The 20,848-nt window shown below is 66.1% G+C and carries 21 protein-coding genes; 12 read left to right on the top strand and 9 right to left on the bottom strand.

The window, feature by feature from the left end; all coding sequences use genetic code 11:
• Positions 1-5 precede the first annotated feature (5 nt).
• From CEX88_RS21985 to CEX88_RS21960, 6 genes are read left to right on the top strand one after another with little or no spacing between them, the layout of a single operon-like run.
• Positions 6-1,226: an MCE family protein gene (locus CEX88_RS21985; RefSeq protein WP_066840402.1), complete on the top strand. Its 1,221-nt coding sequence runs from the start codon at positions 6-8 to the stop codon at positions 1,224-1,226.
• The gene (locus tag CEX88_RS21980) at positions 1,223-2,245 is read left to right on the top strand and encodes an MCE family protein (protein ID WP_094295116.1); all 1,023 of its coding nucleotides are present in this window, start codon (positions 1,223-1,225) and stop codon (positions 2,243-2,245) included. Before CEX88_RS21985 ends, CEX88_RS21980 begins: the two co-directional genes overlap by 4 nt.
• The gene (locus tag CEX88_RS21975; protein WP_066840563.1) at positions 2,245-3,327 is read left to right on the top strand and encodes an MCE family protein; all 1,083 of its coding nucleotides are present in this window, start codon (positions 2,245-2,247) and stop codon (positions 3,325-3,327) included. The genes CEX88_RS21980 and CEX88_RS21975 overlap by 1 nt, the downstream gene beginning before the upstream one ends.
• Positions 3,324-4,772, top strand: coding sequence for an MCE family protein (locus CEX88_RS21970; protein WP_066840405.1), 1,449 nt, complete (start codon positions 3,324-3,326; stop codon positions 4,770-4,772). Before CEX88_RS21975 ends, CEX88_RS21970 begins: the two co-directional genes overlap by 4 nt.
• On the top strand, positions 4,769-6,007 hold the full coding sequence (locus tag CEX88_RS21965) for an MCE family protein (RefSeq protein WP_094295115.1): 1,239 nt from the start codon (positions 4,769-4,771) through the stop codon (positions 6,005-6,007). Before CEX88_RS21970 ends, CEX88_RS21965 begins: the two co-directional genes overlap by 4 nt.
• Positions 6,007-7,542 carry an MCE family protein gene (locus tag CEX88_RS21960; RefSeq protein ID WP_066840407.1) on the top strand — a complete coding sequence of 512 codons (1,536 nt, stop codon included), beginning with the start codon at positions 6,007-6,009 and terminating at the stop codon, positions 7,540-7,542. Before CEX88_RS21965 ends, CEX88_RS21960 begins: the two co-directional genes overlap by 1 nt.
• A 5-nt stretch (positions 7,543-7,547) precedes the next feature.
• Here CEX88_RS21960 and CEX88_RS21955 read toward each other — a convergent pair whose 3' ends face one another.
• Complete coding sequence (locus CEX88_RS21955; RefSeq protein ID WP_202931608.1) at positions 7,548-8,060, bottom strand: Rv2253/PknI dimerization domain-containing protein; 513 nt, start codon at positions 8,058-8,060, stop codon at positions 7,548-7,550.
• A gap of 198 nt (positions 8,061-8,258) precedes the next feature.
• Between CEX88_RS21955 and CEX88_RS21950 the strand changes: the two genes are divergently transcribed.
• Together CEX88_RS21950 and CEX88_RS21945 are read left to right on the top strand one after the other, a co-directional pair.
• Positions 8,259-8,669, top strand: a complete 411-nt coding sequence (locus CEX88_RS21950; RefSeq protein WP_094295163.1) for a hypothetical protein — start codon at positions 8,259-8,261, stop codon at positions 8,667-8,669.
• A 69-nt stretch (positions 8,670-8,738) separates the two neighbouring features.
• On the top strand, positions 8,739-9,605 hold the full coding sequence (locus CEX88_RS21945) for an EamA family transporter (protein WP_094295114.1): 867 nt from the start codon (positions 8,739-8,741) through the stop codon (positions 9,603-9,605).
• Positions 9,606-9,694: 89 nt separating this feature from the next.
• Here the strand turns inward: CEX88_RS21945 and CEX88_RS21940 are convergent, their stop codons facing one another.
• The 4 genes from CEX88_RS21940 to CEX88_RS21925 form a co-directional block, all read right to left on the bottom strand.
• Positions 9,695-10,540, bottom strand: coding sequence for an ABC transporter permease (locus CEX88_RS21940; protein WP_094295113.1), 846 nt, complete (start codon positions 10,538-10,540; stop codon positions 9,695-9,697).
• Entirely contained in the window at positions 10,537-11,412 is an 876-nt protein-coding gene (locus tag CEX88_RS21935) for an ABC transporter permease (protein ID WP_064425540.1), read from the bottom strand. The genes CEX88_RS21940 and CEX88_RS21935 overlap by 4 nt, the downstream gene beginning before the upstream one ends.
• Before the next feature lie 3 nt (positions 11,413-11,415).
• Positions 11,416-12,594 carry a polyamine ABC transporter substrate-binding protein gene (locus CEX88_RS21930; RefSeq protein WP_066840413.1) on the bottom strand — a complete coding sequence of 393 codons (1,179 nt, stop codon included), beginning with the start codon at positions 12,592-12,594 and terminating at the stop codon, positions 11,416-11,418.
• A gap of 90 nt (positions 12,595-12,684) precedes the next feature.
• Complete coding sequence (locus tag CEX88_RS21925; protein ID WP_369829748.1) at positions 12,685-13,713, bottom strand: ABC transporter ATP-binding protein; 1,029 nt, start codon at positions 13,711-13,713, stop codon at positions 12,685-12,687.
• Between the two features lie 456 nt (positions 13,714-14,169).
• Between CEX88_RS21925 and CEX88_RS21920 the strand changes: the two genes are divergently transcribed.
• Positions 14,170-14,598 carry a type II toxin-antitoxin system Rv0910 family toxin gene (locus tag CEX88_RS21920; RefSeq protein WP_094295112.1) on the top strand — a complete coding sequence of 143 codons (429 nt, stop codon included), beginning with the start codon at positions 14,170-14,172 and terminating at the stop codon, positions 14,596-14,598.
• 27 nt (positions 14,599-14,625) lie between these two features.
• Here the strand turns inward: CEX88_RS21920 and CEX88_RS21915 are convergent, their stop codons facing one another.
• From CEX88_RS21915 to CEX88_RS21905, 3 genes are all read right to left on the bottom strand, one after another.
• Positions 14,626-16,098 (bottom strand): MFS transporter, encoded by a 1,473-nt coding sequence (locus CEX88_RS21915; RefSeq protein WP_238382166.1) that lies wholly within the window; start codon positions 16,096-16,098, stop codon positions 14,626-14,628.
• A 91-nt stretch (positions 16,099-16,189) separates the two neighbouring features.
• Positions 16,190-17,068 (bottom strand): alpha/beta fold hydrolase, encoded by an 879-nt coding sequence (locus CEX88_RS21910; RefSeq protein ID WP_094295160.1) that lies wholly within the window; start codon positions 17,066-17,068, stop codon positions 16,190-16,192.
• 65 nt (positions 17,069-17,133) lie between these two features.
• Positions 17,134-17,562 (bottom strand): MerR family transcriptional regulator, encoded by a 429-nt coding sequence (locus tag CEX88_RS21905; RefSeq protein ID WP_094295111.1) that lies wholly within the window; start codon positions 17,560-17,562, stop codon positions 17,134-17,136.
• Between the two features lie 46 nt (positions 17,563-17,608).
• Between CEX88_RS21905 and CEX88_RS21900 the strand changes: the two genes are divergently transcribed.
• The 3 genes from CEX88_RS21900 (at position 17,609) to CEX88_RS21890 (ending at position 19,919) form a co-directional block, all read left to right on the top strand.
• Complete coding sequence (locus tag CEX88_RS21900) at positions 17,609-18,223, top strand: class I SAM-dependent methyltransferase (protein WP_231987553.1); 615 nt, start codon at positions 17,609-17,611, stop codon at positions 18,221-18,223.
• A gap of 135 nt (positions 18,224-18,358) precedes the next feature.
• Entirely contained in the window at positions 18,359-19,060 is a 702-nt protein-coding gene (locus tag CEX88_RS21895) for an SDR family NAD(P)-dependent oxidoreductase (RefSeq protein ID WP_066840420.1), read from the top strand.
• 37 nt (positions 19,061-19,097) lie between these two features.
• Positions 19,098-19,919: a thioesterase family protein gene (locus CEX88_RS21890; protein WP_066840421.1), complete on the top strand. Its 822-nt coding sequence runs from the start codon at positions 19,098-19,100 to the stop codon at positions 19,917-19,919.
• Between the two features lie 17 nt (positions 19,920-19,936).
• On the opposite strand, the gene CEX88_RS21885 is transcribed toward CEX88_RS21890, so the two are convergent.
• A complete protein-coding gene (locus CEX88_RS21885; protein ID WP_066840423.1) occupies positions 19,937-20,338 on the bottom strand; it encodes a hypothetical protein in 402 nt (133 codons plus the stop codon).
• Positions 20,339-20,848 lie beyond the last annotated feature (510 nt).

The raw sequence follows: 20,848 nt of genomic DNA, 5'->3' as shown, positions 1-20,848 counted from the left end.
GCACCTTGACGACCAACCAGCAGACGTCGGCGCCCGCGCAGCCACGTGAATACGCAAGACCGGCAGCGGGACTCATCGCTGTCCTCGCGGTCGTCGCGGTCGTCGCCATCGCCGTCGCGCTCTTCCGCGGCGACTTCACCAAAACCGAACCGGTCACCGTCGTCACCGACCGCGCCGGCCTGGTGATGAACCCCGACGCCAGGGTCAAGCTGCACGGCGCTCAAGTGGGCACTGTCGCGTCGGTAGAGCCTCTGCCCGACGGCCGTGCCGCGATCCACCTCGCCATGGACCCCTCCGCGATGGAGCTGATACCGGCCAACGTGCGTGTCGACATCTCGTCGTCGACGGTGTTCGGCGCGAAATCCGTTGCACTGGTGCCGCCCGCGGACCCGTCCCCGCAGGGGCTCCGTGCGGGTCAGGTGCTCGACGCCGACCACGTCACCGTCGAGATCAACACCATCTTCGAACAACTCGTCTCGGTGTTGAACCGCATCGAGCCCGCCAAGCTCAACGAGACGCTCGGGACGCTGGCCTCGGGTCTGAGCGGGCGGGGCGAGAAGTTCGGGCAGACGCTGTCCGATCTGGACGCAATGCTCGCGAAGATCGATCCCAGCCTGGGGAATCTGAGTCACGACATCGCGGTCATGCCACAGGTTCTCGAGGCCTACGCCGACGCCAGCCCCGACCTGCTGGCCATCGTCGACAACGCCACCAGCATCAGCGACACGATCGTCGACAAACAGCAGGACCTCGACACCCTGCTGCTCAGCACGATCGGGTTGGCCGACATCGGCGACGAAGTGCTCACCGGCAACCGCAAGGCGATCACCGACGTCGTCCACCTTCTGGTGCCCACGACCGACCTGACCAACCAGTACCACCCGGCACTGAATTGCGTTCTGGCAGGTATGGTCCCGCTGGCCACCGCTGCACCCTCGCCGGTCCCCGGAGTGCTGCTGCTCGACTCCTTCGTGTTGGGCTCCGAACGCTACCGCTATCCTCAGAACCTGCCCAAGGTCGCGGCCAAGGGAGGACCCCAGTGCGCGGGACTGCCCGACGTCGGCTACGAAACGCGGGCGCCCTATGTCGTCAGCGACATCGACGCCAGCCGCGCGCAGTACGGCAACCAGGGGATCCTGCTGAACTCCGATGCGCTCAAGCAGGCGCTGTTCGGCCCGATCGACGGTCCGCCCCGCAACACCTCGCAGATCGGACAACCGGGATGAGCGGCGGCAGAACAGCCATCAAACTGAGCGTCTTCGGCGCGGTGATGCTGCTGTTGACCGGAGCGCTGTTCGCGATCTTCGGCCAGTACCGCACCGGGTCCGCACACGACTACTCCGCGGTGTTCACCGATGTCTCCGACCTCAAACCCGGGGATTCGGTGCGGGTTTCGGGTATCCGCGTCGGCACCGTCCACGACGTCTCCCTGCAACCGGACAACACCGTCGTGGTCACCTTCGACACCGCGCCCGACATCGTGCTCACCACCGGGACCAAAGCCGCGGTGCGCTACCTCAACCTGGTCGGCGATCGGTACCTCGAACTCCTCGACGGGCCCGGCTCTACGAGGGTTGCCGGCCCCGGCTCGCAGATCCCCGCCGACCGCACCGAGCCGGCCCTGGATCTGGACCTCCTTCTCGGCGGGCTGAAGCCCGTGATCCGCGGCCTGAACCCCGACGACGTCAACGCGTTGACCCGCTCGCTGATCCAGATCCTGCAGGGGCAGGGCGGAAACCTCGAATCGCTGTTCGCCAAGACCGCATCCTTCACGAACTCGATCGCCGACAACGGCCAGACCGTGCGGAACCTGATTGACAACCTCAACGCGGTACTGGCCACCATCGCCAAGGACGGGAACAAGTTCTCCGGCGCGGTGGACCGTCTCGAGAAGCTGATCACCGGCCTGGCCGCCGACCGCGACCCGATCGGGGAGGCGATCACCGCACTGGACAGCGGGACCGCATCGCTCGCCGATCTGATGAGCCAGGCCCGGCCACCACTTGCCGGCAGCGTCGATCAGCTCAACCGCGTCGCTCCGCTGCTCGAGAAGGACATACCGCTCCTGGATGTCTCCCTGCAGAAGACGCCGCAGAACTACAAGAAGCTCGTGCGTCTCGGCGCATACGGAAGCTTCCTGAACCAATACCTGTGCGGAATATCGGTAAGGGTCACCGACCTCCAGGGCCGCACCGCGCACTTCCCGTGGATCCTGCAGAACAACGGAAGATGCGGGGAGCCCTGATGCTGAAATACCGTGCCCCCTCGCTGATTCGAGCCGGATTCATCGGCGTTGTGGTTATCGTCCTGATCATCGCCGTGGGGCTGCAACCGGAGCGGCTGTGGTCGTGGGCCACCGCCGTCAGATATCAGGCGCTGTTCACCGAGGCCGGCGGTCTGACACCGGGCAACGACGTGAAGGTCTCGGGTATGACGGTCGGCTCGGTGTCCGATGTGTCCCTGGACAAGGGCAAGGCGCTCGTGACGTTCACCGTCGACGGAAAGGTCCGCGTCGGATCCCAGACCACCGCGCACATCCGCACCGGCACTCTGCTGGGGGAGCGCACGCTGGCCCTGGAACCGGCGGGCGATGACCGGGTGAAGCCGCTGTACGTCATCCCGCTGTCGAGGACCTCTTCGCCGTACTCGCTGACCGAGGCGGTCAGCGAGTTCACCGCGAACACGACCGACACCGACACCGCGTCGGTGAACCAGGCCCTCGACACGCTGGCCGACACGATCGACCGGATCGCGCCGCAACTCGGACCAACCTTCGACGGGCTGAGCCGGCTGTCACGCTCACTGAACGGACGCGACGAGTCGCTGGGCCGGCTACTCAAGAGCGCCGCCGACGTCACGGGTGTGCTGTCCGAGCGCAGCGAGCAGCTGAACACCTTGATCCTCAACGCCAACGACCTGATGGGTGTTCTCGAGAACCGTCGGTACGCGATCGTCAGCCTGCTCGCCAACACCTCGGCCGTCGCCCAGCAGTTGACCGGTCTGGTGCACGACAACGAGCAGGAACTGGCGCCGACGTTGCAGAAGCTCAACGCGGTCTATGAGATGCTCGAGCGCAACCGCGACAACATCGCCAAGGCCCTGTCCGGCTTGGCCAAGTACCAGGTGACTCAGGGTGAGGCCGTCAACAACGGGTTCTACTACAACGCGTTTGTCGGCAACCTCCTGCCCGCGCAGTCGCTGCAACCGTTCCTCGACTATGCGCTCGGCTATCGCCGCGGGGTGAACGCCGGTCAGCCGCCGGACAATGCGGGGCCACGAGCCGAATTCCCGTTCCCGTACAACGGTATTCCGGGAGGGTCGCGATGATCGGTCGCAAACCCCTGACCACTACGCTGCTGGTGGTCCTGGTGGGCCTGCTCGTCGCCGGAACCGGTGTGGTGGTTCGGCAGTCGTATTTCGGTCCCAGGACCATCACCGCGTACTTCGCCTCCGCGACCGCGATCTATCCGGGTGACGAGGTACGCGTCGCGGGGGTGCGGGTGGGCACCATCGAGTCGATCGAGCCCGACGGAGCACAAGCCCGTATGCGGCTGTCCGTCGACCGTGACGTGCCGATCCCGGCCGAGGCCAAGGCGGTGATAGTCGCGCAGAACCTGGTGTCGGCGCGCTACGTTCAGCTCGCCCCCGCCTACGAGACCAGCGGCCCGACGCTCCCCGATGACGCCGTCATCGGCGTCGACCGGACCGCGGTGCCCGTCGAGTGGGACGAGGTCAAGGAGCAACTGACGCGGCTTGCAACGGATCTCGGCCCCAGCGGCGACATCTCGACGACCTCGGTCAGCCGCTTCATCGACAGCGCGGCCAACGCTATGGACGGCAACGGCGACAAGCTCCGCGAGACCATCACCCAGCTGGCACAGGTCGGCCGGATCCTCGCCGATGGCAGCGGCGACATCGTCGATGTGATCGTGAACCTCCAGACCTTCGTCAACGCACTGCGCGACAGCAACGCGCAGATCGTGCAGTTCCAGGACCGCCTCGCCACGGTGAGCAGCGTCGTCGATTCGAGCAGGTCCGATCTCGACGCCGCTCTCACCTATCTCGCCGAAGCCGTCGGCGAGGTGCAGCGGTTCATCGCGGGAAGCAGAGATCAGACCGCCGAACAGATCCAGCGCCTCGGCGCCGTCACACAGAATCTCGCCGACAATCGACTGGCCCTGGAGAACGTGCTCCACGTCGCGCCCAACGCGATCGGCAACGGATACAACATCTACAACCCCGACACCGGCACCATGATCGGCGGCTTCGCGTTGGCGAACTTCGCCAACCCGGTGCAACTGGTGTGCTCGGCGATCGGGGCGGTCAAGAACGCCACGGCGCCCGAGGCGTCGAAGGCATGCGCGGAATACCTCGGGCCCGCACTGCGATTGCTCAATTTCAACTATCTGCCGATGCCCTTCAACGCCTACCTGCAGAAGTCGCCGAGCCCGGACAACCTGATCTATTCGGATCCCGCGCTGGCACCCGGGGGAGCCGGCGGCGCTCCGGTACCCCCAGAAGCCGCGCCGGCGGTATCGGCGTACACCGGCGCCGGTGACGTGCCGCCGCCGGCGGGGTGGGCCACTCCGCCGGGCCTGCCCGGCGCCTACGCACCGCACGGACTGCCGGCCGCGCCGCAACCCGCCCTGTTCCCGGGTGCGCCGGTTCCTCCGGGCCCACCCACGACGGCCTCGCAGCCGACGACTCTCGAGGAGATGTTGATGCCCGCCGAGGCACCGGCGCCGCCGGCGACCCCGATGGGGCCGTCATGACGCGCCGCTCGATCCGTCGCCTCGTCGTGGCGTGTTGCGTCGCCCTCGCGATGACCGGGTGCACGTTCGAAGGCGTGAACTCGCTGCCGCTCCCGGGCACGGTGGGACGGGGTGAGGACGCCGCCGTGTATCACGTCCAGATCGCCAATGTCGGATCCCTGGAACCCAATTCACCGGTCATGCTCGGCGACGTCGTCGTCGGCAGCATCGGCAAGATGAAGGTGACGAACTGGCACGCCGACATCGAGGTGTCGGTGCGGCCCGACGTCGTGATACCGGCGAATGCGGTGGCGACTGTGGGGCAGACCAGCCTCCTCGGGTCGATGCACCTGGCGCTGGATCCCCCTCTGGGACAGGCGCCCAGCGGCACACTGAAACCCGGATCGACCATCGGACTCGACAGGTCGTCGACGTACCCGTCCACCGAGCAGACGCTGTCCTCGCTGTCGGTCGTGGTCAACGGCGGCGGCCTCGGGCAGATGGGTGACATCGTCCGCGAGTTCAACGCCGCACTCAACGGACGCGAAGACCAGATCAGGGACCTGCTGGTCCGCCTGAACGATTTCATCGGGATGCTCGACACCCAACGCGACGACATCAACGCCTCCATCACCGCGATGGATCGCATGTCCGGCACGTTCGCCGCCGAACGCGACGTCATCACCAATGCACTGCAACGCATTCCGCCCGCTCTCGATGTCCTGATCAAGGAACGGCCGCGCATCACCGAGGCACTGGAGCGCCTGGGACGGTTCAGTGACACGGCGACCGGGCTGATCAACGACACGAAAGACGACATCGTGCGCAACCTCGCCAACCTCGAACCTACGTTGCACGCACTCGCCGACGTCGGCCCGAGTCTGGGCACCGTCCTCGCCTACGCGCCGACGTTCCCCTACACGCAGAGTTTCATCGACCGTGCGATCCGCGGCGATTACATGAACCAGTTCATCATTTTCGACTTCACCATTCCGCGGCTCAAGCGGGGGTTGTTCCTCGGCACCCGATGGGGGCAGGAGGGCGCGCCGATGGTGCCCGCCCCGGGCGATCCCTGGTATCTGACCTACACTCTGGACCCGTTGAACGCGCCGATCACGCCGGCGCCCACCGAGGTCGCCGAGCCACCGCTGCTGTTCGAAAGCGTTGACGGGCAAGACGATTCCGACCAAACCGTCGAACACGGATCAGGTCTCGCGACGGACGGCGCAGCGGTCGCCGGCGGAGGCGACAACTGATGTTGACGCGCGTCGTTCGTAATCAGCTCATCATCTTCACCATCGCCTCGGTGATCGGCATCGCGTCGATGGTGTTCGGCTACATGCAGGTGCCGACGCTGTTGGGCATCGGCCGCATCACAGTGCAGCTCGAACTGCCCGGCACCGGAGGTCTGTACCGGTTCTCGAACGTGACCTACCGCGGTGTCCAGATGGGCAAGGTCCTCGACGTGCGCGCCACCCGCGAGGGCGCCGTCGCGACGCTGTCTCTGAACACCGCGCCGAAGGTTCCTGCTGATACCCGGGCGGCGGTACGCAGCGTGTCCGCGGTCGGAGAACAGTACGTCGACCTGGTTCCCGATGACACGAACGGACCGTTCCTGCAAGACGGCTCGGTGATTTCCCGAGAGAAGGCTTCGGTACCGCAAGCCGTCGGCCCGATGCTCGATCAGGTCAGCGCACTGGTCGACAGCATTCCGAAGGACAAGATCAGCGGTCTGCTCGACGAGTCGTTCAAGGCGTTGGACGGGGCCGGATACGACTTCGGTTCGCTGATGGACTCGTCGGCGAAAATCGTCGGTGACGGCAACGCGATCGCCGACAGGACGCGGGCGTTGATCGACGACAGCCTCCCGCTGCTCGACGGTCAGGCGCAATCGGCCGACGCCATCCGCAGTTGGGCGCGCAGCGTGGCGGGTATCACCGGTCAACTGGAGGCCGATGACGCGCAGATGCGCACGATCCTGGAGACCGGTCCCGGCGCGGCGGACGAGGCCTCGCGGTTGTTCAACGACGTTAAGGCCACATTGCCCGTGCTGTTGGCCAACCTGACATCGGTCGGCGAGGTCGGTGTGACGTATCATGCTGCGCTGGAACAACTTCTGGTACTGTTCCCCCCTTACGTGGCGGCCACGCAGACCGTCGGCGTGGCGCGCAACAACCCCACCGGCATGGCGCTGGGGGATTTCACGCTGGTGATCAGCGACCCGCCCGCGTGTACGGTCGGATTCCTACCGCCGAACCAGTGGCGCTCACCAGAGGACGAGACGATCGTCGACACACCCGACGGCCTGTACTGCAAACTGCCGCAGGATTCGCCGATCGGGGTGCGCGGTGCGCGTAACTATCCGTGCCTGGCGCAACCGGGCAAGCGCGCGCCGACCGTCGAAATGTGCCAGAGCGACAAGCCGTTCGCGCCGTTGGCGATGCGCCAGCATCCGCTGGGCCCGTACCCGATCGATCCGGGCCTGATCGCCCAGGGCGTCGCGCCCGACGACCGCGTCGACTTCGACGAGCGGATCTACGGTCCGGTGCAGGGCACGCCGATGCCGCCCGCCCAACCAGGCGAAGCTGCGCCGCCGCTGTCCGGCGGTCCAGGTCCCGCCGCGGCCCCGAGTTCCTCGAGCTCCGGTGGCGGGCCGTCCGTCGCCTTCGCCCCCTACGACCCGCAGACGGGTCAGTACGCGACACCCGACGGGCAGGTGTTCCGGCAAGCCGATCTGGTGGCGCCCGCCGGTGCGCGGAAGTGGCAGGACCTCCTGGTCCCGAGTGGGTGATTCGGTCAGTCGCCGTTCTTGACGAGCTTGAACGGCATGGTGATGAACACCGGTTTGCTGACGCCGCACGCGCCGCTCGGGCCGGTCGTCTGATCCTCACCGGCCAACGTCGTCGACGCGGGGTCGGTCATGCTGCCGTCCTCGTTGACGGGGACGAACCGGAATACCTGGAGGCCCGGGGCCGTGGTGCCGTCAGGACATGGAATCCAGTCCTGGACCGTGTGCTTGACGTACCAGACGCCACCCGTCTTGTAGATCGGCGCCGTCCAACCGAAATCGCTGAGGACGGTGCCCGTGCACTCGGTCGGGTAGCTGCACGTCGTCGTTATGGTCCACGTGCTTCGCAAGCTGGCTTCGTCGCGAAACACCTCGTTGGTCTTGGCGTATTCACCGTTCGAGGTGGCGGTATAGCTGCCGTTGAGTCCCCACTGGTCCTCGGTGGCGTTGGCGTCACCGGCGCACCCGATCCCTGTCACAGCGACAATGACGACACATCCCGCGACACCGGGTATCCGCATCGCCGACTCCTTCACGATCGTGGCGAGGTCAACCTAAATCGGTTCTGGCACCGAGATCGGGTAACGCCCGCTCAGTGGAACAGGCGATCCCGCTGAGTGGCACCGCCGCGGCCCGCCGTCGCCGACATCACGTATCAAGGAGACGTGCCTGCGCAACGTCGCTCCGGGGTCAGCGTTCGCGCCGCGCTGGTGGTGGTGATGCTGGCCCTCCCGCTGCTGACCGTCCCCGGAGTCGGTCGGGCCGAAACCGTGTACGGAAACTTCCATCTGGTGATCGAGGGTCGTTACGACTTCCACACCTGGCTGTGGGCGATCTCGCGCTGCCCCGACGGATGTGTGCACGTACAGGCCATCCCGCAACCCATCGCGAAGGCGTTCGCGTACAGCGGGGACGCCCAGTTGGCAGCCGGCCGGTACACCCTTACCGTCGACGTTCCGGACGGGCTGCGCTGCGGCAACGTCTACTACGGTCCGGTGATCCCGACCCGCGACGTCTACTCATGGGACGCCGTGACCCGATCGGGCATCCTCGAGTCCTCGTTCGCGACCGGCTGTGACGGCGCGCCGGGCGGGACCATCACCTACCCGTTCAGCCTCGCTCGCCTGTAGCAGAGCCACGGCTGGCTGCCGAACGAAATACCGTGGACGCGACCGCTCCACATCCCGTTCAATGCAGGAATGGTGAGCCGTACCCGCAGCGGGGTGCTGATGGCGGTTGCGGCGATGCTGTCCGTGCAGACTGGCGCGGCGGTCGCGGTGACGCTGATCGACCGTATCGGCGCCGAAGGCGCGGCCTGGCTGCGGCTGGCATGGGCAGGTGTGCTGATGCTCGTCATCGTGCGGCCGCGACCAAGCGCGTTCACCTGGGCGACTTTTCGGATGTGCGTGCTGCTCGGTGTCGTCACTGCCGCCATCACCTTATTGTTCATGGCGGCGCTCGCCCGCATTCCCTTGGGCACTGCCAGCGCGATCGAGTTCCTCGGTCCCTTGGCCGTCGCGGTCGCGCACGGGACCGGAAGGACCCGCCTCCTGTGGCCGGGGTTGGCCGCGGCGGGGGTCGTGCTGCTCACACAACCGTGGGCCGGCGAGATCGATCCGGTCGGCGTCCTTTACGCGCTGGCGTCGGCCGCCTGCTGGGCGGCGTACATCCTGTTGACCCAGCGGGTCGGTGACGAGGTGGTGGGCATGTCCGGTTTGGCGGTGTCGATGCCGGTCGCTGGTTTGGTGGCGACGCTCGCCGTCGGCCATCTGGTGCTGCCTCGAATGTCTCCTGAGATCCTGCTGATCGGTATCGGACTGGCGATCCTGCTGCCGGTCGTGCCGTTCGCGTTGGAACTCCTGGCGTTGCGCAGACTCACGACCGCGGCGTTCGGCACGCTGATGGCTCTCGAACCCGGCTTCGCAATGGCCATCGGCCTCATCATCCTGCATCAGGTGCCCAGGCCACTCGGAGTGCTCGGGATGTGCTTCGTCGTGGCCGCCGGCATGGGCGCCGCCCGCGCCGGGGCTCGCGAGCCCTCGCTGCCCGCCGAGGTCGGCGCGTGAGTTCGCGCCGAGTTCTGCACGAGGGTCGTGATTCCGCCGGATTCGCAGCCCTGGTGCAGAACCCGGCGCACCCGGGCGCGTAGCGTGCGCTAGACGTCGATCCGCTTGCGCCGGTACAGGGTTCCCGCTGCCAGCAGGATGAGGCTGATCACCAGGATCGCCGTGGCGAGAACGTTGATCTGCGGTGGCACCGCGGCCTTCACCGCGGCGTTGACATACAGCGGATACGTCACCGTCGAACCGCTGACGAAGTAGGTGATGATGAAGTCGTCGAGCGACAACGCGAACGACAGCATCCCCGCGGCAACGATGCCTGGGACTATCAGCGGCAGCGTCACCCGGAAGAAGGTCCGCGTCGGACTGGCGCCGAGGTCCATCGACGCGTCCTCGAGCGTCCAGTCGAATCCGCGCACCCGCGCGCGAACTGTCATCGCGATGAAGCTGACCTCGAACGCGATGTGCGCCAGCACGATCGTCACATAACCGGTGGCCCAGCCGAGGTCGAGGAACAGCACCAGCAGCGCCGCACCCATGACCACCTCGGGTGCCGTCAGCGGCAGCACGAGAAATGTGTCGACCGCGCGCTGGCCCCGCCACCGTTGGCGCACAAGGGCTATCGCCACCAGCGAGCCCAGCACCAATGCAACCGCGGTGGAGACAGCGGCGACGTTGATGCTCAGCTTCAGCGCCTCGGTCAGCGCGGGATACTTGAACGGATCGGCCCAGTTGTCCAGGGTGAAACCCTGCCAGCTGTAGTTGAACTTGCCCTTCGGGTCGTTGAACGAGAACAGTACGATCACGAAGATGGGCAGGAACAGGTACAGCAGCACCAGTCCCGCGACGGCCCGCAGCAGCCAATCACCCCATCGCGGCGATCCCTTGACTTTCTTGGCCGGCGTGAGGCTGGTCGCGGCGTCCATCGCCTGGACGGTCATACGAGTTCCTCCGTGCCCAATGCCCGGGTGTAAAGGAGGACACCGACGAGGATGATGCCCATCAGCACCATGCTCAGCGCCGCCGCTGCCGGGTAGTCCTTGACGACCAGGAACTGCTGCTGAATCACGTTGCCGATCATCGTCGTTTGGGTGCTGCCCAGATACTCGGCGTTGATGAAGTCACCCGCGGCCGGGATGAAGACGAGCAGGCTGCCGGCCAGCAGCCCGGGAAGCGACAGCGGCAGGATGACTTTGGTGAAGCTGCGGGTGTTGGACGAGTACAGGTCCTTGGAGGCCTCGATGAGTCGGGGATCGATCTTCTCCAAGCTGACGTACAGCGGCAGGATCATGAAGATGATCCAGTTGTAGGTGAGGCCCCCGATGACGGCCCAACTGGTCGACAACAGCCGCCCGTCGGCGGGCAGCAGCCCGATCGCGTCCAGCGCGCCGACCACCCAACCGTTGTCGGCCAGAATGGTTTTCCACGCGATGGTGCGGATCAGGAACGTCACGAAGAACGGCAGGATCACCAGTCCGAGGATGAGGTTCTTGAAACGCCCGGCCTTGAAAGCGATCACATACGCCAAGGGGAACGAGAGCAGCACGCACAGCACCGTCGCGGTGGTCGCGTAGCCGAACGACCGCAGTATCTGCTCCTGATACTTGCTGAACGCCTCGGCGTAGTTCCCGAAGTCCCATGAGAACGTCAGTGTCGGAAGGAAAATCGAGCCGCTGGCCTTCGACAGAGACATCCGCGCCAGGGAGATGAACGGAATGACGAAGAACACCGCCAAGTACGCCATCGCCGGCAGGATCATCAGATACGGTGCGATCCTGCTGCGCTGTCGGCCGCTACTGGCGACTCCCGCCATCTATCAACCGCCGGTGACTTCGGCGTACATCGTGGCGTACTGCTGCTTCTGCTCGTCCTCGAGCGGAGCCCAGGCCTTGATCCGGTCGAGGGTGGATCGCGGGGGATTGATCAGCTCGTTCTTGCCCAGATTCGGGTCGATCCGGTCGAGTTCTGCCGTCATGTCCGAGAGCACCGGAACGAACTGCGTGAAGGCGATGAGTTTGGCGTAGTTGGCCCGGTCGTAGACGAAGTCGATCCACGCTTCGGCGGCCTTCTGGTTCTGCGTGGTGTAGGGGATGACCATCGTGTCGAGGAAGTCGGTGCCACCGGTCTCCGGTACCACGAACTGCAGGTCGGGGTTGTCGGCCTGTAGCTGCACCACATCGCCCGAATAGGCTTGCGCGACCACGACATTGCCCGCAGCCAGGTCGTCGGCATAGTCGTTGCCGGTGAACCGGCGGATCTGGCCTCGGTCGTTCTGGTCGCGGACGAGGTTCACCGCATTCTGCACCGATTCGGTGTTGGGCGATGCGGGGTCTCCGCCCTGGGACTGCATGATCATGCCCAGGCCGTCCTGGAAGTCGGAAAGCATACTGACGCGGCCCTTGAACGCCGGATCCCACAGATCGTCGATCGTGGTGATGTCACGTCCGGTGGCGGCGCGGTTGTAGGCCAGGCCGACCATGCCGGTCATGTAGGGCGCGCTCCACTTGCGGCCCGGATCCATCTGCGCGTCGAGCAGGTCGGGTCGCAGATTCTTCTTGTTCGGAATGCCGTCTTCGCTGAAGTCGTTGACCCAGTTCAGCTTCCGGATCTGTGACGCCATGAAGGAGGTGGGCACCACGAGGTCGGTGCCGATGTCCTGCTTGCGCGACAACGGTTCCTTGACCTTGGCGAACCATTCCTCGTTGTCGTTGAAGTCTTCCTTGTAGTCGACGGTGATACCCGAGCCCTGCTGGAAGGCGGCGATGAACCCCTCGGCCATGTACAGCGGCCAGTTCGAGATCCGCAGTGTGCCGCTCGCCGGTCCGCCCTCTTGGGTGGTGGTGTCGGAAGTGCTGCTGTCTGATCCACACGCCGCGAGGAACGACGGGCCGAGCACCACGGCGGCGGCCGCAGCGGCGCCTCCACCGATGAAGCGGCGGCGCGACGTGCGGTTGGCGGCGAAGCGGGAGAGGCGGGGATCCATCTCGTAGGGCATGGGCGGCTGTGCCTTTCGTCGGAGGGAGGGGAGGGGCCGACAACTTCCGAGTCGCCGCTCGGGGCGGTGCCGGATCGCCACGGGTGACGATCAGGAATCGTCGAGCATCTCCTCGAGATCCTCGGCGGTGGGAATGTCGGCTGCAGGCAACACGAGTGAGGCGTCCGGTGTCCAGCAGACGTGGACCTCGTCGCCGGGGCGCAGCAGCGGCAGATCCTCCTCGGGGCCGATGTGGGCGATCATCGCCGAGTCATCCGGCGCAGCCAACGACAGCCGAACCACCGGACCCTGGAAGGTCAGATCGGTGACCGTCGCGCGCACGCCGACGAGATCACCGGTGGGAGCATCCATGCACACGCGGATCCGTTCGGGCCGCACCATCAGCGTCGCGTGGCCTCCGGGTTCGATCGTCGTCTCGCCCGGCCGCGCTTTCAGCGTCGAGCCCAGCACCTCGATCTCGACGTAATCCCGGTTGGCCCTTCCGGTCTGGCGGCCCGCCCAAAGGTTGGCCTGCCCGATGAAGCTCGCGACGAACACGGTGGCGGGTCGGTCGTAGATCTCCGTCGGCGTACCGATCTGGTCGACGTTGCCGGCGTTCATGACCGCGATGCGGTCGCTCATGGTCAGCGCTTCCTCCTGGTCGTGGGTCACGTAGATGAACGTGATCCCCACTTCGCGCTGAATGCGTTTGAGCTCGAACTGCATCACCTGACGCAGCTTGAGATCCAGCGCGCCGAGCGGTTCGTCGAGTAGCAGCGCGCTCGGATAGTTCACCAGAGCCCGCGCCAGCGCGACGCGTTGTTGCTGCCCGCCCGAGAGCTGGCCCGGACGGCGATCGGCGAAATCGGTTAACCGGACGATCTCGAGGAGCTCGTCGACCCGCTTACGGATCTCACTTTTGGCCAGCTTCTTGCTTCGGGGACCGTATGCGACGTTGTCCCACACCGACATGTGCGGAAACAGCGCATAGTGCTGGAACACCGTGTTGACGTTGCGTTTGTGAGGCGGAACTTTCGAAACATCGACACCTTCGAGCCGGATCGCACCGTCGGTCGGGCTTTCGAAGCCGGCGATCATGCGCAGGGTGGTGGTCTTGCCGCACCCCGACGGTCCCAGCATCGAAAAGAATTCGCCGGAGGCGATGGAGAAGTCCGCGTCGGCCACGGCGACGAAGTCGCCGAAGCGTTTGGTGACGTGGTCGATCTCGATGACCGGGGCGCCCGACGGGCGGGCCGCCTCGCTGTGTCCCGATGATCGGTCGACGGCGGTGGTGTGTGTGCCGGTCAGTGCGGATCCTCCTACGGGCAGCCCCCTGAGCTGTGGGTAAAACAATCGCGGATCGAGCGGTCGTTCGCAAGCGATTCCGCAGGGAATTTACATATTCACAATGGAATCCTTCGTCTGATGTGATGCCGGGCACCAGATTCGCGTCACCGGTGCAGTCGTCGGCCCGCCCGGCAGACCGCAGGCGGTGCCGACGCTGAACCGGTGTCGTGATCAGTTTCGCAGTCGGCGCCGCCATGATCGGGCGAAACGCCGTTTACCTGCCCCGGTTCGGGGGGTACGGCACTAGTCATGGCAGCAGTGGACGTTGCGGTGTCGTCGGACCTGGCCCCGCACAAGGCGTGGGAGTTGGCCTCGGACCTGAGCCGGTTCGACGAGTGGCTGACGATCTTCGGCGGGTGGCGCAGCGAGGTGCCCGCCAACATCGAGGTCGGGACATGCGTCTCGTCGCTGATCAAGGTCAAGGGATTCCGCAACACCATCCATTGGCAAGTCACGCGCTACGACGAGCCCAAGGTCGTCGAGATGGTCGGCCGGGGCCGCCCGGGCATTCGCATCGGGTTGACGCTGTGCGTCCGCGCCGACAATCCAGGGTCGACGTTTCAGGTGGTCGCTGACCTGTCTGGCGGGCTGTTGAACACGCGCATCGGCAATCTGGTCGCCAAGGTGATCGAATCCGACGTGCGCAAGTCGGTCAGCAATCTGGCCGCGCTGCACTGACCAACGGACGTCGCTGGCTGGGCGGCGTCAGCCCCATTCGTGGTTCATGGCACGCGTTTCGTAGCGGGCCTCCACGGAATCGATCGGCCGTGACGACGGACGCGACATGGCGATCAGCACCAGCGCGAGCATCGACGTGATCGCGCCGCCCAGGAAGATCGCGAAGAAGCTGTTCTCCATCGGCACGCCCGTTCCCGGCACCGACCGGCTGAGCAACATGGCGACGACCGCGGCCGCGATCGAACTACCGATGGTGCGGGCTATCGCGTTCATGCTCGTGGCCACGCCCGTCTCACCGGCGTCCACCTCGCTGACGACCAACGCGGGCAGCGCGCCGTAGCCGAGGCTGATGTAGGCGTTGGCGAGGATGCTCGCGACGATGATCTGCCACGTGTGCGAGTGCACCAGCGCGACGAACAGGAAGCCGGCGATACCGGCGACCGCCGCCACGAGGAGCACCGGCCGGGCGCCGAAACGGTCGATGAACCTACCGCTGACCAACGCGACGATAAACCCGGTGAACGCACCCGGAAGCAGATAGACGACGCTGGCCTCCAGTACCGTCGCGCCGAAGCCGTAACCCGCTGCCTCACGCGGTATTTGAACGAAGAGCGTCAACCCGAGGAACGCGAAGTACAGGCCCATGCCGACGAAGATCGTGGCGACGTTGGTGAGCAGGATCGGGCGCCGGGTGAGCATCGCCGTCGATACCAGCGGGCGGTTGATGTGACGCTCCCACCACCACCAGCCCGCCAGCACCGCCACTGCACCGAGAACGCAGCCGACGGTGGCAGGCGATGCCCAACCCCACGTCTGGCCCTGGCTGATCGCCAACAGCAGCGCCGACAACCCCACCGCCAAACCCACCGCTCCCAGCCAGTCGATCGATCCGGCGACGTGGCGCGGCCGTCGCGGCACCACCAGGAGCACGATCGCGATCACCACGACCGTGAACGCGGTCGTCAACCAGAACACCCGGTGATAGCCCGCGTCACCGGTCATCAGCAGGCCCACCACGACGAGGCCGGTTCCGCCGCCGAAGCCCAACGTCCCGGACAACACCGCCATCGCCGACATCAGACGGTCGGGGGGCAGTTCCTCGCGCAGGATCGCGATGCTGATCGGGTAGAGGGCGAAGGAGGCGGCCTGGAGCACGCGGGCGACGATGAGCAGTTCGAGGGACGACGTGACGGCCGCGAGCAGTGATCCGGCCAGCACGACGACGAGCACGCCGAGCAGGACGCGATGCTTGCTGTGAAGGTCGGCAAGCCGGCCGAGCAGCGGCGTGGCCGCGACGGCGGCCAGCAGGTTCGCGGTGACCGCCCAGCTCACGCCGACAATGGATGCGTCGAGTTGGTCGGCGATGATGCCCAGCACCGGGACGACGGCCGTCTGCAGCACCGCGACGGTCAGCACGACGATGGACAGCCCGGCGACCAGGACGCGAGGGGAGCGTTCGCGACCGATCGCTGGCGACTGCGCCGCGCCGGTCCCGACCACAGCCCGCTCCGATCCTTAGATGACCTTCCGTTTCGTCGATTATGTCTGCGCGTTCCGGAGCCGCCCGTACCGGGCGGTGCAGGCGACGCGGCTACGGCTCGCTGTGGGTGACGGGTTGCCCGGCCGGCTGCGCGGTCGTGGTGATGAAATCGTCGAGCAGGTCCACCACCTCACTGGGGCGTTCCACGTGCGCAAAGTGCCCGACGCCTTCGAGCACTTCGAGCCGGCATTCGGGCCGTGCCTCTTGCGCCACGTACGCGTGACCGACCGGAATGATGCGATCCTGGTCACCCCAGATGGCCATGATGGGCATCTCCGATGCGACGTGCAGCCGGTTCAGGGCGCTGACGGCTTGGCCGCGATAGTCGACGACCGAGCGCAGCGTCCGAAGGAAGGCGTGGCGTGTCTGGGCGTCGGCCAGCGAGGAATAAGCACTCCACATCTCCGCGCCGCGTGGCGATTGGATGCCCGCGGTGGAGAACCAGTTGCGCAGCCGGTTACCCGCGGCCAAGACGGCTCGGGGTGCGATGAGCGGAAGCAGGAATTCCGAACCCGGCGCTGAGAGCAGGCGAAGCGTCCAGCCGACGTCGGGTCCCAGCCCGCCGCTGCTGATCAGCACGAGGCGCTGGCAGTAGTCGGGATGCTGGTAGACGAACTGCATGGCCACCCCGCCGCCCAGCGATTGGCCGACGACGGTGGCCTTGGACACGCCGAGTTCATCGAGCAGGTCGCGCAGCCACACCGCGAACGCGCCCAGCGAGTAGTCGCCGCGGGGCTTGTCCGACTGACCGTGCCCCAACAGGTCGGGCGCGATGACGCGATATCGCCGCGACAGCTGGGGGATCACCGCCCGCCACGTTTCGGAGCTTCCGGCCATACCGTGGATCAGCAGCAGCGCTTCTTCACCGCTGCCGACGTCTCGGTACGCGACGCGGTCGCCGTGCAACTCCAGATAGTTCATCTCAGTCATGATCGTGGTCCCTCCCCGGTACGGCCTCATATACCCGGATCGAGCCGCACGTATTGCTCGCACGGTCAGGGATCGGCGTGTTCGGCGGCAAGTTGCTCGACCGACGCGCCGTCGACCAGCCGGTCCAACGCCCCGGTCATCGTCGGGCATTGGCGGGCGGGGTGGTCGGTGGGGCAGTGCAGCGCATGCGTGAGGAACTGCTGAGCCCCGCGCGCCTGGGCGATCACCTCGTCGAGCTCGCCGATCTGCTGGCGCACGAGTTCGCGCCACTGGGGGCTGGGGGCGTCGAGGACGGCCGCAGCGGTGTCCAGCGGCAGCCCCAGTTTGTTGAAGATCTTCAGCAGCGCCAGGCGGCGCAGTTCGTCGTTGCCGTACATGCGCCGACCGGCCAGCCGCTTCTGAGGACGAACCAGACCGCGCTCGTCGTAGTAGCGCAACGTCGATGAGGCCATCTGCAACCGGGCGGCCGCTTCGCCGATGGGAATCGCGTCCATGCCGCCATTTGACTTCAAGCCGACTTGAAGCGGCAAGCTAGTGGTCGTGAGCGCCGCCGAGAATCTGCCCGTCAACCACCACGCCGACCATCCCGGCTTCGCAGGCCCGATGGGCGCGCTGGTCGGGCTGGTCTTGATGCTCATGGGGCGGCCGACTGCCCGCCTGGCGGCGGACCTCACCGGTGTGTCGGCCGCGGACACCGTCGTCGACATCGGGTGTGGGCCCGGGTCCGCGGTCCGGGAGGCCGTCCGTCGCGGTGCGGCCGCGACCGGCGTTGATCCGGCGCCCGTGATGCTGCGGCTCGCCCGCATGTTCACCCCCGACGGTTCCGTTGCGTGGACGACAGGCACCGCCGAGCGCGTGCCCCTCTCGGACCAGTCGGCGACCGTGGTGTGGTCGCTGGCGACCGTGCACCACTGGCAAGACGTGGATGCGGGGCTGAACGAGGCGGCCCGACTGCTGGTCCCCGGTGGCCGCCTGCTCGCTGTCGAGCGACAGACGAAGCCGGGTGCGACGGGCCTGGCCAGCCACGGGTGGACACGCCAGCAGGCTGACGCGTTCGCGGAGCTGTGTCGGTCTTCGGGCTTTGCGGACGTGACGGTCGGCGCGCACAAGGCGGGACGGCGCGACGTGTGGGCGGTCTTGGGCCGTCGTCCCTGAGGCCGCGGTCGACCTCCGGCGCCGAGTGCGCGTCTGCTAGACCTTTAGGACGCGCGTCAGAACTCCTTGGTCTGCGGATGCTCCACTGATCGGCATAACGCGTTCTCTGACAAGAGATTACGAAAGGATAAGTGAATGAAGACAGCGGTCGTCACCGGCGGCGGCTCGGGGATCGGACGCGCGATCGTGAAGCGCTTGCGCGCCGACGGCTTTCGCGTCGCCACGCTCGACCTGGCGCCGAGCGACGAGGAGTCCACCTTCACCGCCGACGTCACTGATCGCGGTCAGGTCGACGCCGCGCTTTCGACCGTCCGTAGCCAGCTCGGACCGGTGGCGATTCTGGTCAATGCTGCGGGCCTGGACGGCTTCTCGCGGTTCGGCGACATCACGTTCGAGCAGTGGCAGCGCGTGGTCGACGTCAACCTCAACGGCGTCTTTCACTGTGTGCAGGCGGTACTGCCCGACATGGTGGACGCCGGCTGGGGTCGGATCGTCAACATCTCGTCGTCGAGCACACACTCCGGTGCGCCGTACATGTCGCACTACGTGGCGGCGAAATCGGCGGTGAACGGGCTGACGAAGACGCTGGCGCTCGAATACGGTCCGGCAGGCATCACCGTGAACGCCGTGCCGCCGGGCTTCATCGACACGCCGATGCTGCGAGCGGCAGAGGCGCGGGGCTACCTCGGCGACGTTCAGGCCACCATCGACGCGACCCCTGTGCGCCGCATGGGTAAGCCCGAGGACATCGCGGCCACGTGCGCGTTTCTCGTCTCGGAGGAAGCCGGCTACATCACCGGTCAGATCATCGGCGTCAACGGCGGTCGCAACACCTAGCCGAAGCGCCATTGGCGTCCTGTGCGAAGATCCGCAGATGAGCACTGACCCCGCGTATTTCACGCCGACGGCGGACGGCGCATTCATGCCGTCGATCTTCGCCCAGAGCCATTGGGGTGATGATCATCTCAACGGACCGGCCATCGTCGGGTTGGCGGCGCAGGCGCTCGAAAAGGAGTGCGGTTCGCCGGACTTCATGCCGACGCGGATCACCGTCGACTTGTTCCGGGCGGCGCGCAACCTGCCGACGACCGTTGAGGTGCGGGTGATCCGTGACGGTCGGCGCGTACGCAATGCGGAATGCGAAGTGGTGCAGGATGGTCGGCCGGTCGCACGTGCCACGCTGGTGCAGTACCGACGATCGGCTGCGCCGCCCGGTGAGGAGTGGATCGCGCCGGTCGATGCACCGCAGTTGCCGACCCCGGATGGGGATCTCGTACCGTTCATCGGCAGCGATGATGGCGGTTGGACGCGGTCGCCGGAGGCTCACCAAAACACTTCCCGCAAACGGTTCTTCTATACGAGCCCGAATATCATTGCAGGAGAGCCGGTCTCACCCTTCATCAGAGCCGTCAACGTAGCAGAGTCGACGAGCTTGGTGACCAATTTGGGCACCGAGGGGATCGGCTATATCAACGGTGACCTCACGGTATCGTTGTCGCGCTTGCCGCTCGACGAGTGGATTCTCGTGCAGGGGGACTCGCACTGGGTGGCTGACGGAATCTCGGTCGGTACAGCGACGCTGTTCGACCGGCAGGGCGCCTTCGGGTCCGGCATGGTGACCGCGGTGGCGAACCCGACCGCGCAGATCGACTTCCGAGGGCGGCCGTTTCCGCGCGGTGAAGTCAACTACGAGTGATCACTCGGCGGCTTGCGTCAGGGTTTCTTGCGGGTGCGTCCACCGGAGGGCTTCTTGTCTGCCGGCGGGTTCGAGGTCCGAGACGCGAACCGGCCCACCGTCGCAACGCCGGGGATTCGGCCTACGGCGTTGTAGACGTCGTTGCCGGTGGCGATCAGCGCCTCAAGTTGGGGCACGATCGCGTCCATGGTCCGGATCATCGGATCGGCCAGTGCGAGATAGCGTTCCGCACGGTCGATCGCCGCATTGAGGCGCTCCGTCGCCGCGGCCATGTTCTCGATGAGGTCCGGCACTTGGGCCATCATCTGTAGCGATGCGGGTGGGATGCGCATCGCCTCAGTGGCGACCGTCTGGGCGGTCTCGGCGGCCGCCTGCGCCGCTTCTCTGATTTCTTTAGGGGTGGGAACCTTGGGGCTCATGTGACAACGATCCCGCACGGTGACCGCATTGTCCGGTATTTGCCACGAACGATTCGCGCGATGGACAGGCGGGGAGTGCGCAAATCGTCACGTGACATAACGATGGTCGTTCCGCGGGGAGAGGCGGGGAGGGCCCAGGGGGCGAGGTCGCTGTTTTGGTGGCGCCGGCGACAGCACGAGCCTGATGACGCGCGCCCTTCTGGATGTGTGCCGATGGCCGACTTTTTGGTTGCTATCAGTCTGGCGGGTCGCATGCTCGAAATCGCCTCGGAGCGAGTGCTTTCCAGGTCCGGCTAGGCGGCATGAAATCGTCACAGTGACGAAATGACATCGCGCGGCGGGGAAGCCGGGAGACACCCGATGGAGGTCCGAGCCGTCCTATCTGTCCGTTCTCATTGATTCTGGGGCATTCTCATTGAATCTGGGGTAAGTGCGTGTCTTTCTCATTGAATCTGGGGCACGAGGCTTAGCGTTTATGTGTGCTGACGTCGGCTGTTTCGGCTGGGCCAG

Source organism: Mycobacterium neumannii, from assembly GCF_002245615.1.
GTDB classification, from domain to species: domain Bacteria; phylum Actinomycetota; class Actinomycetes; order Mycobacteriales; family Mycobacteriaceae; genus Mycobacterium; species Mycobacterium neumannii_A.
Note: the sequence above shows the minus strand (reverse complement) of the source record. Positions and strands in the feature narration are given on the sequence as shown.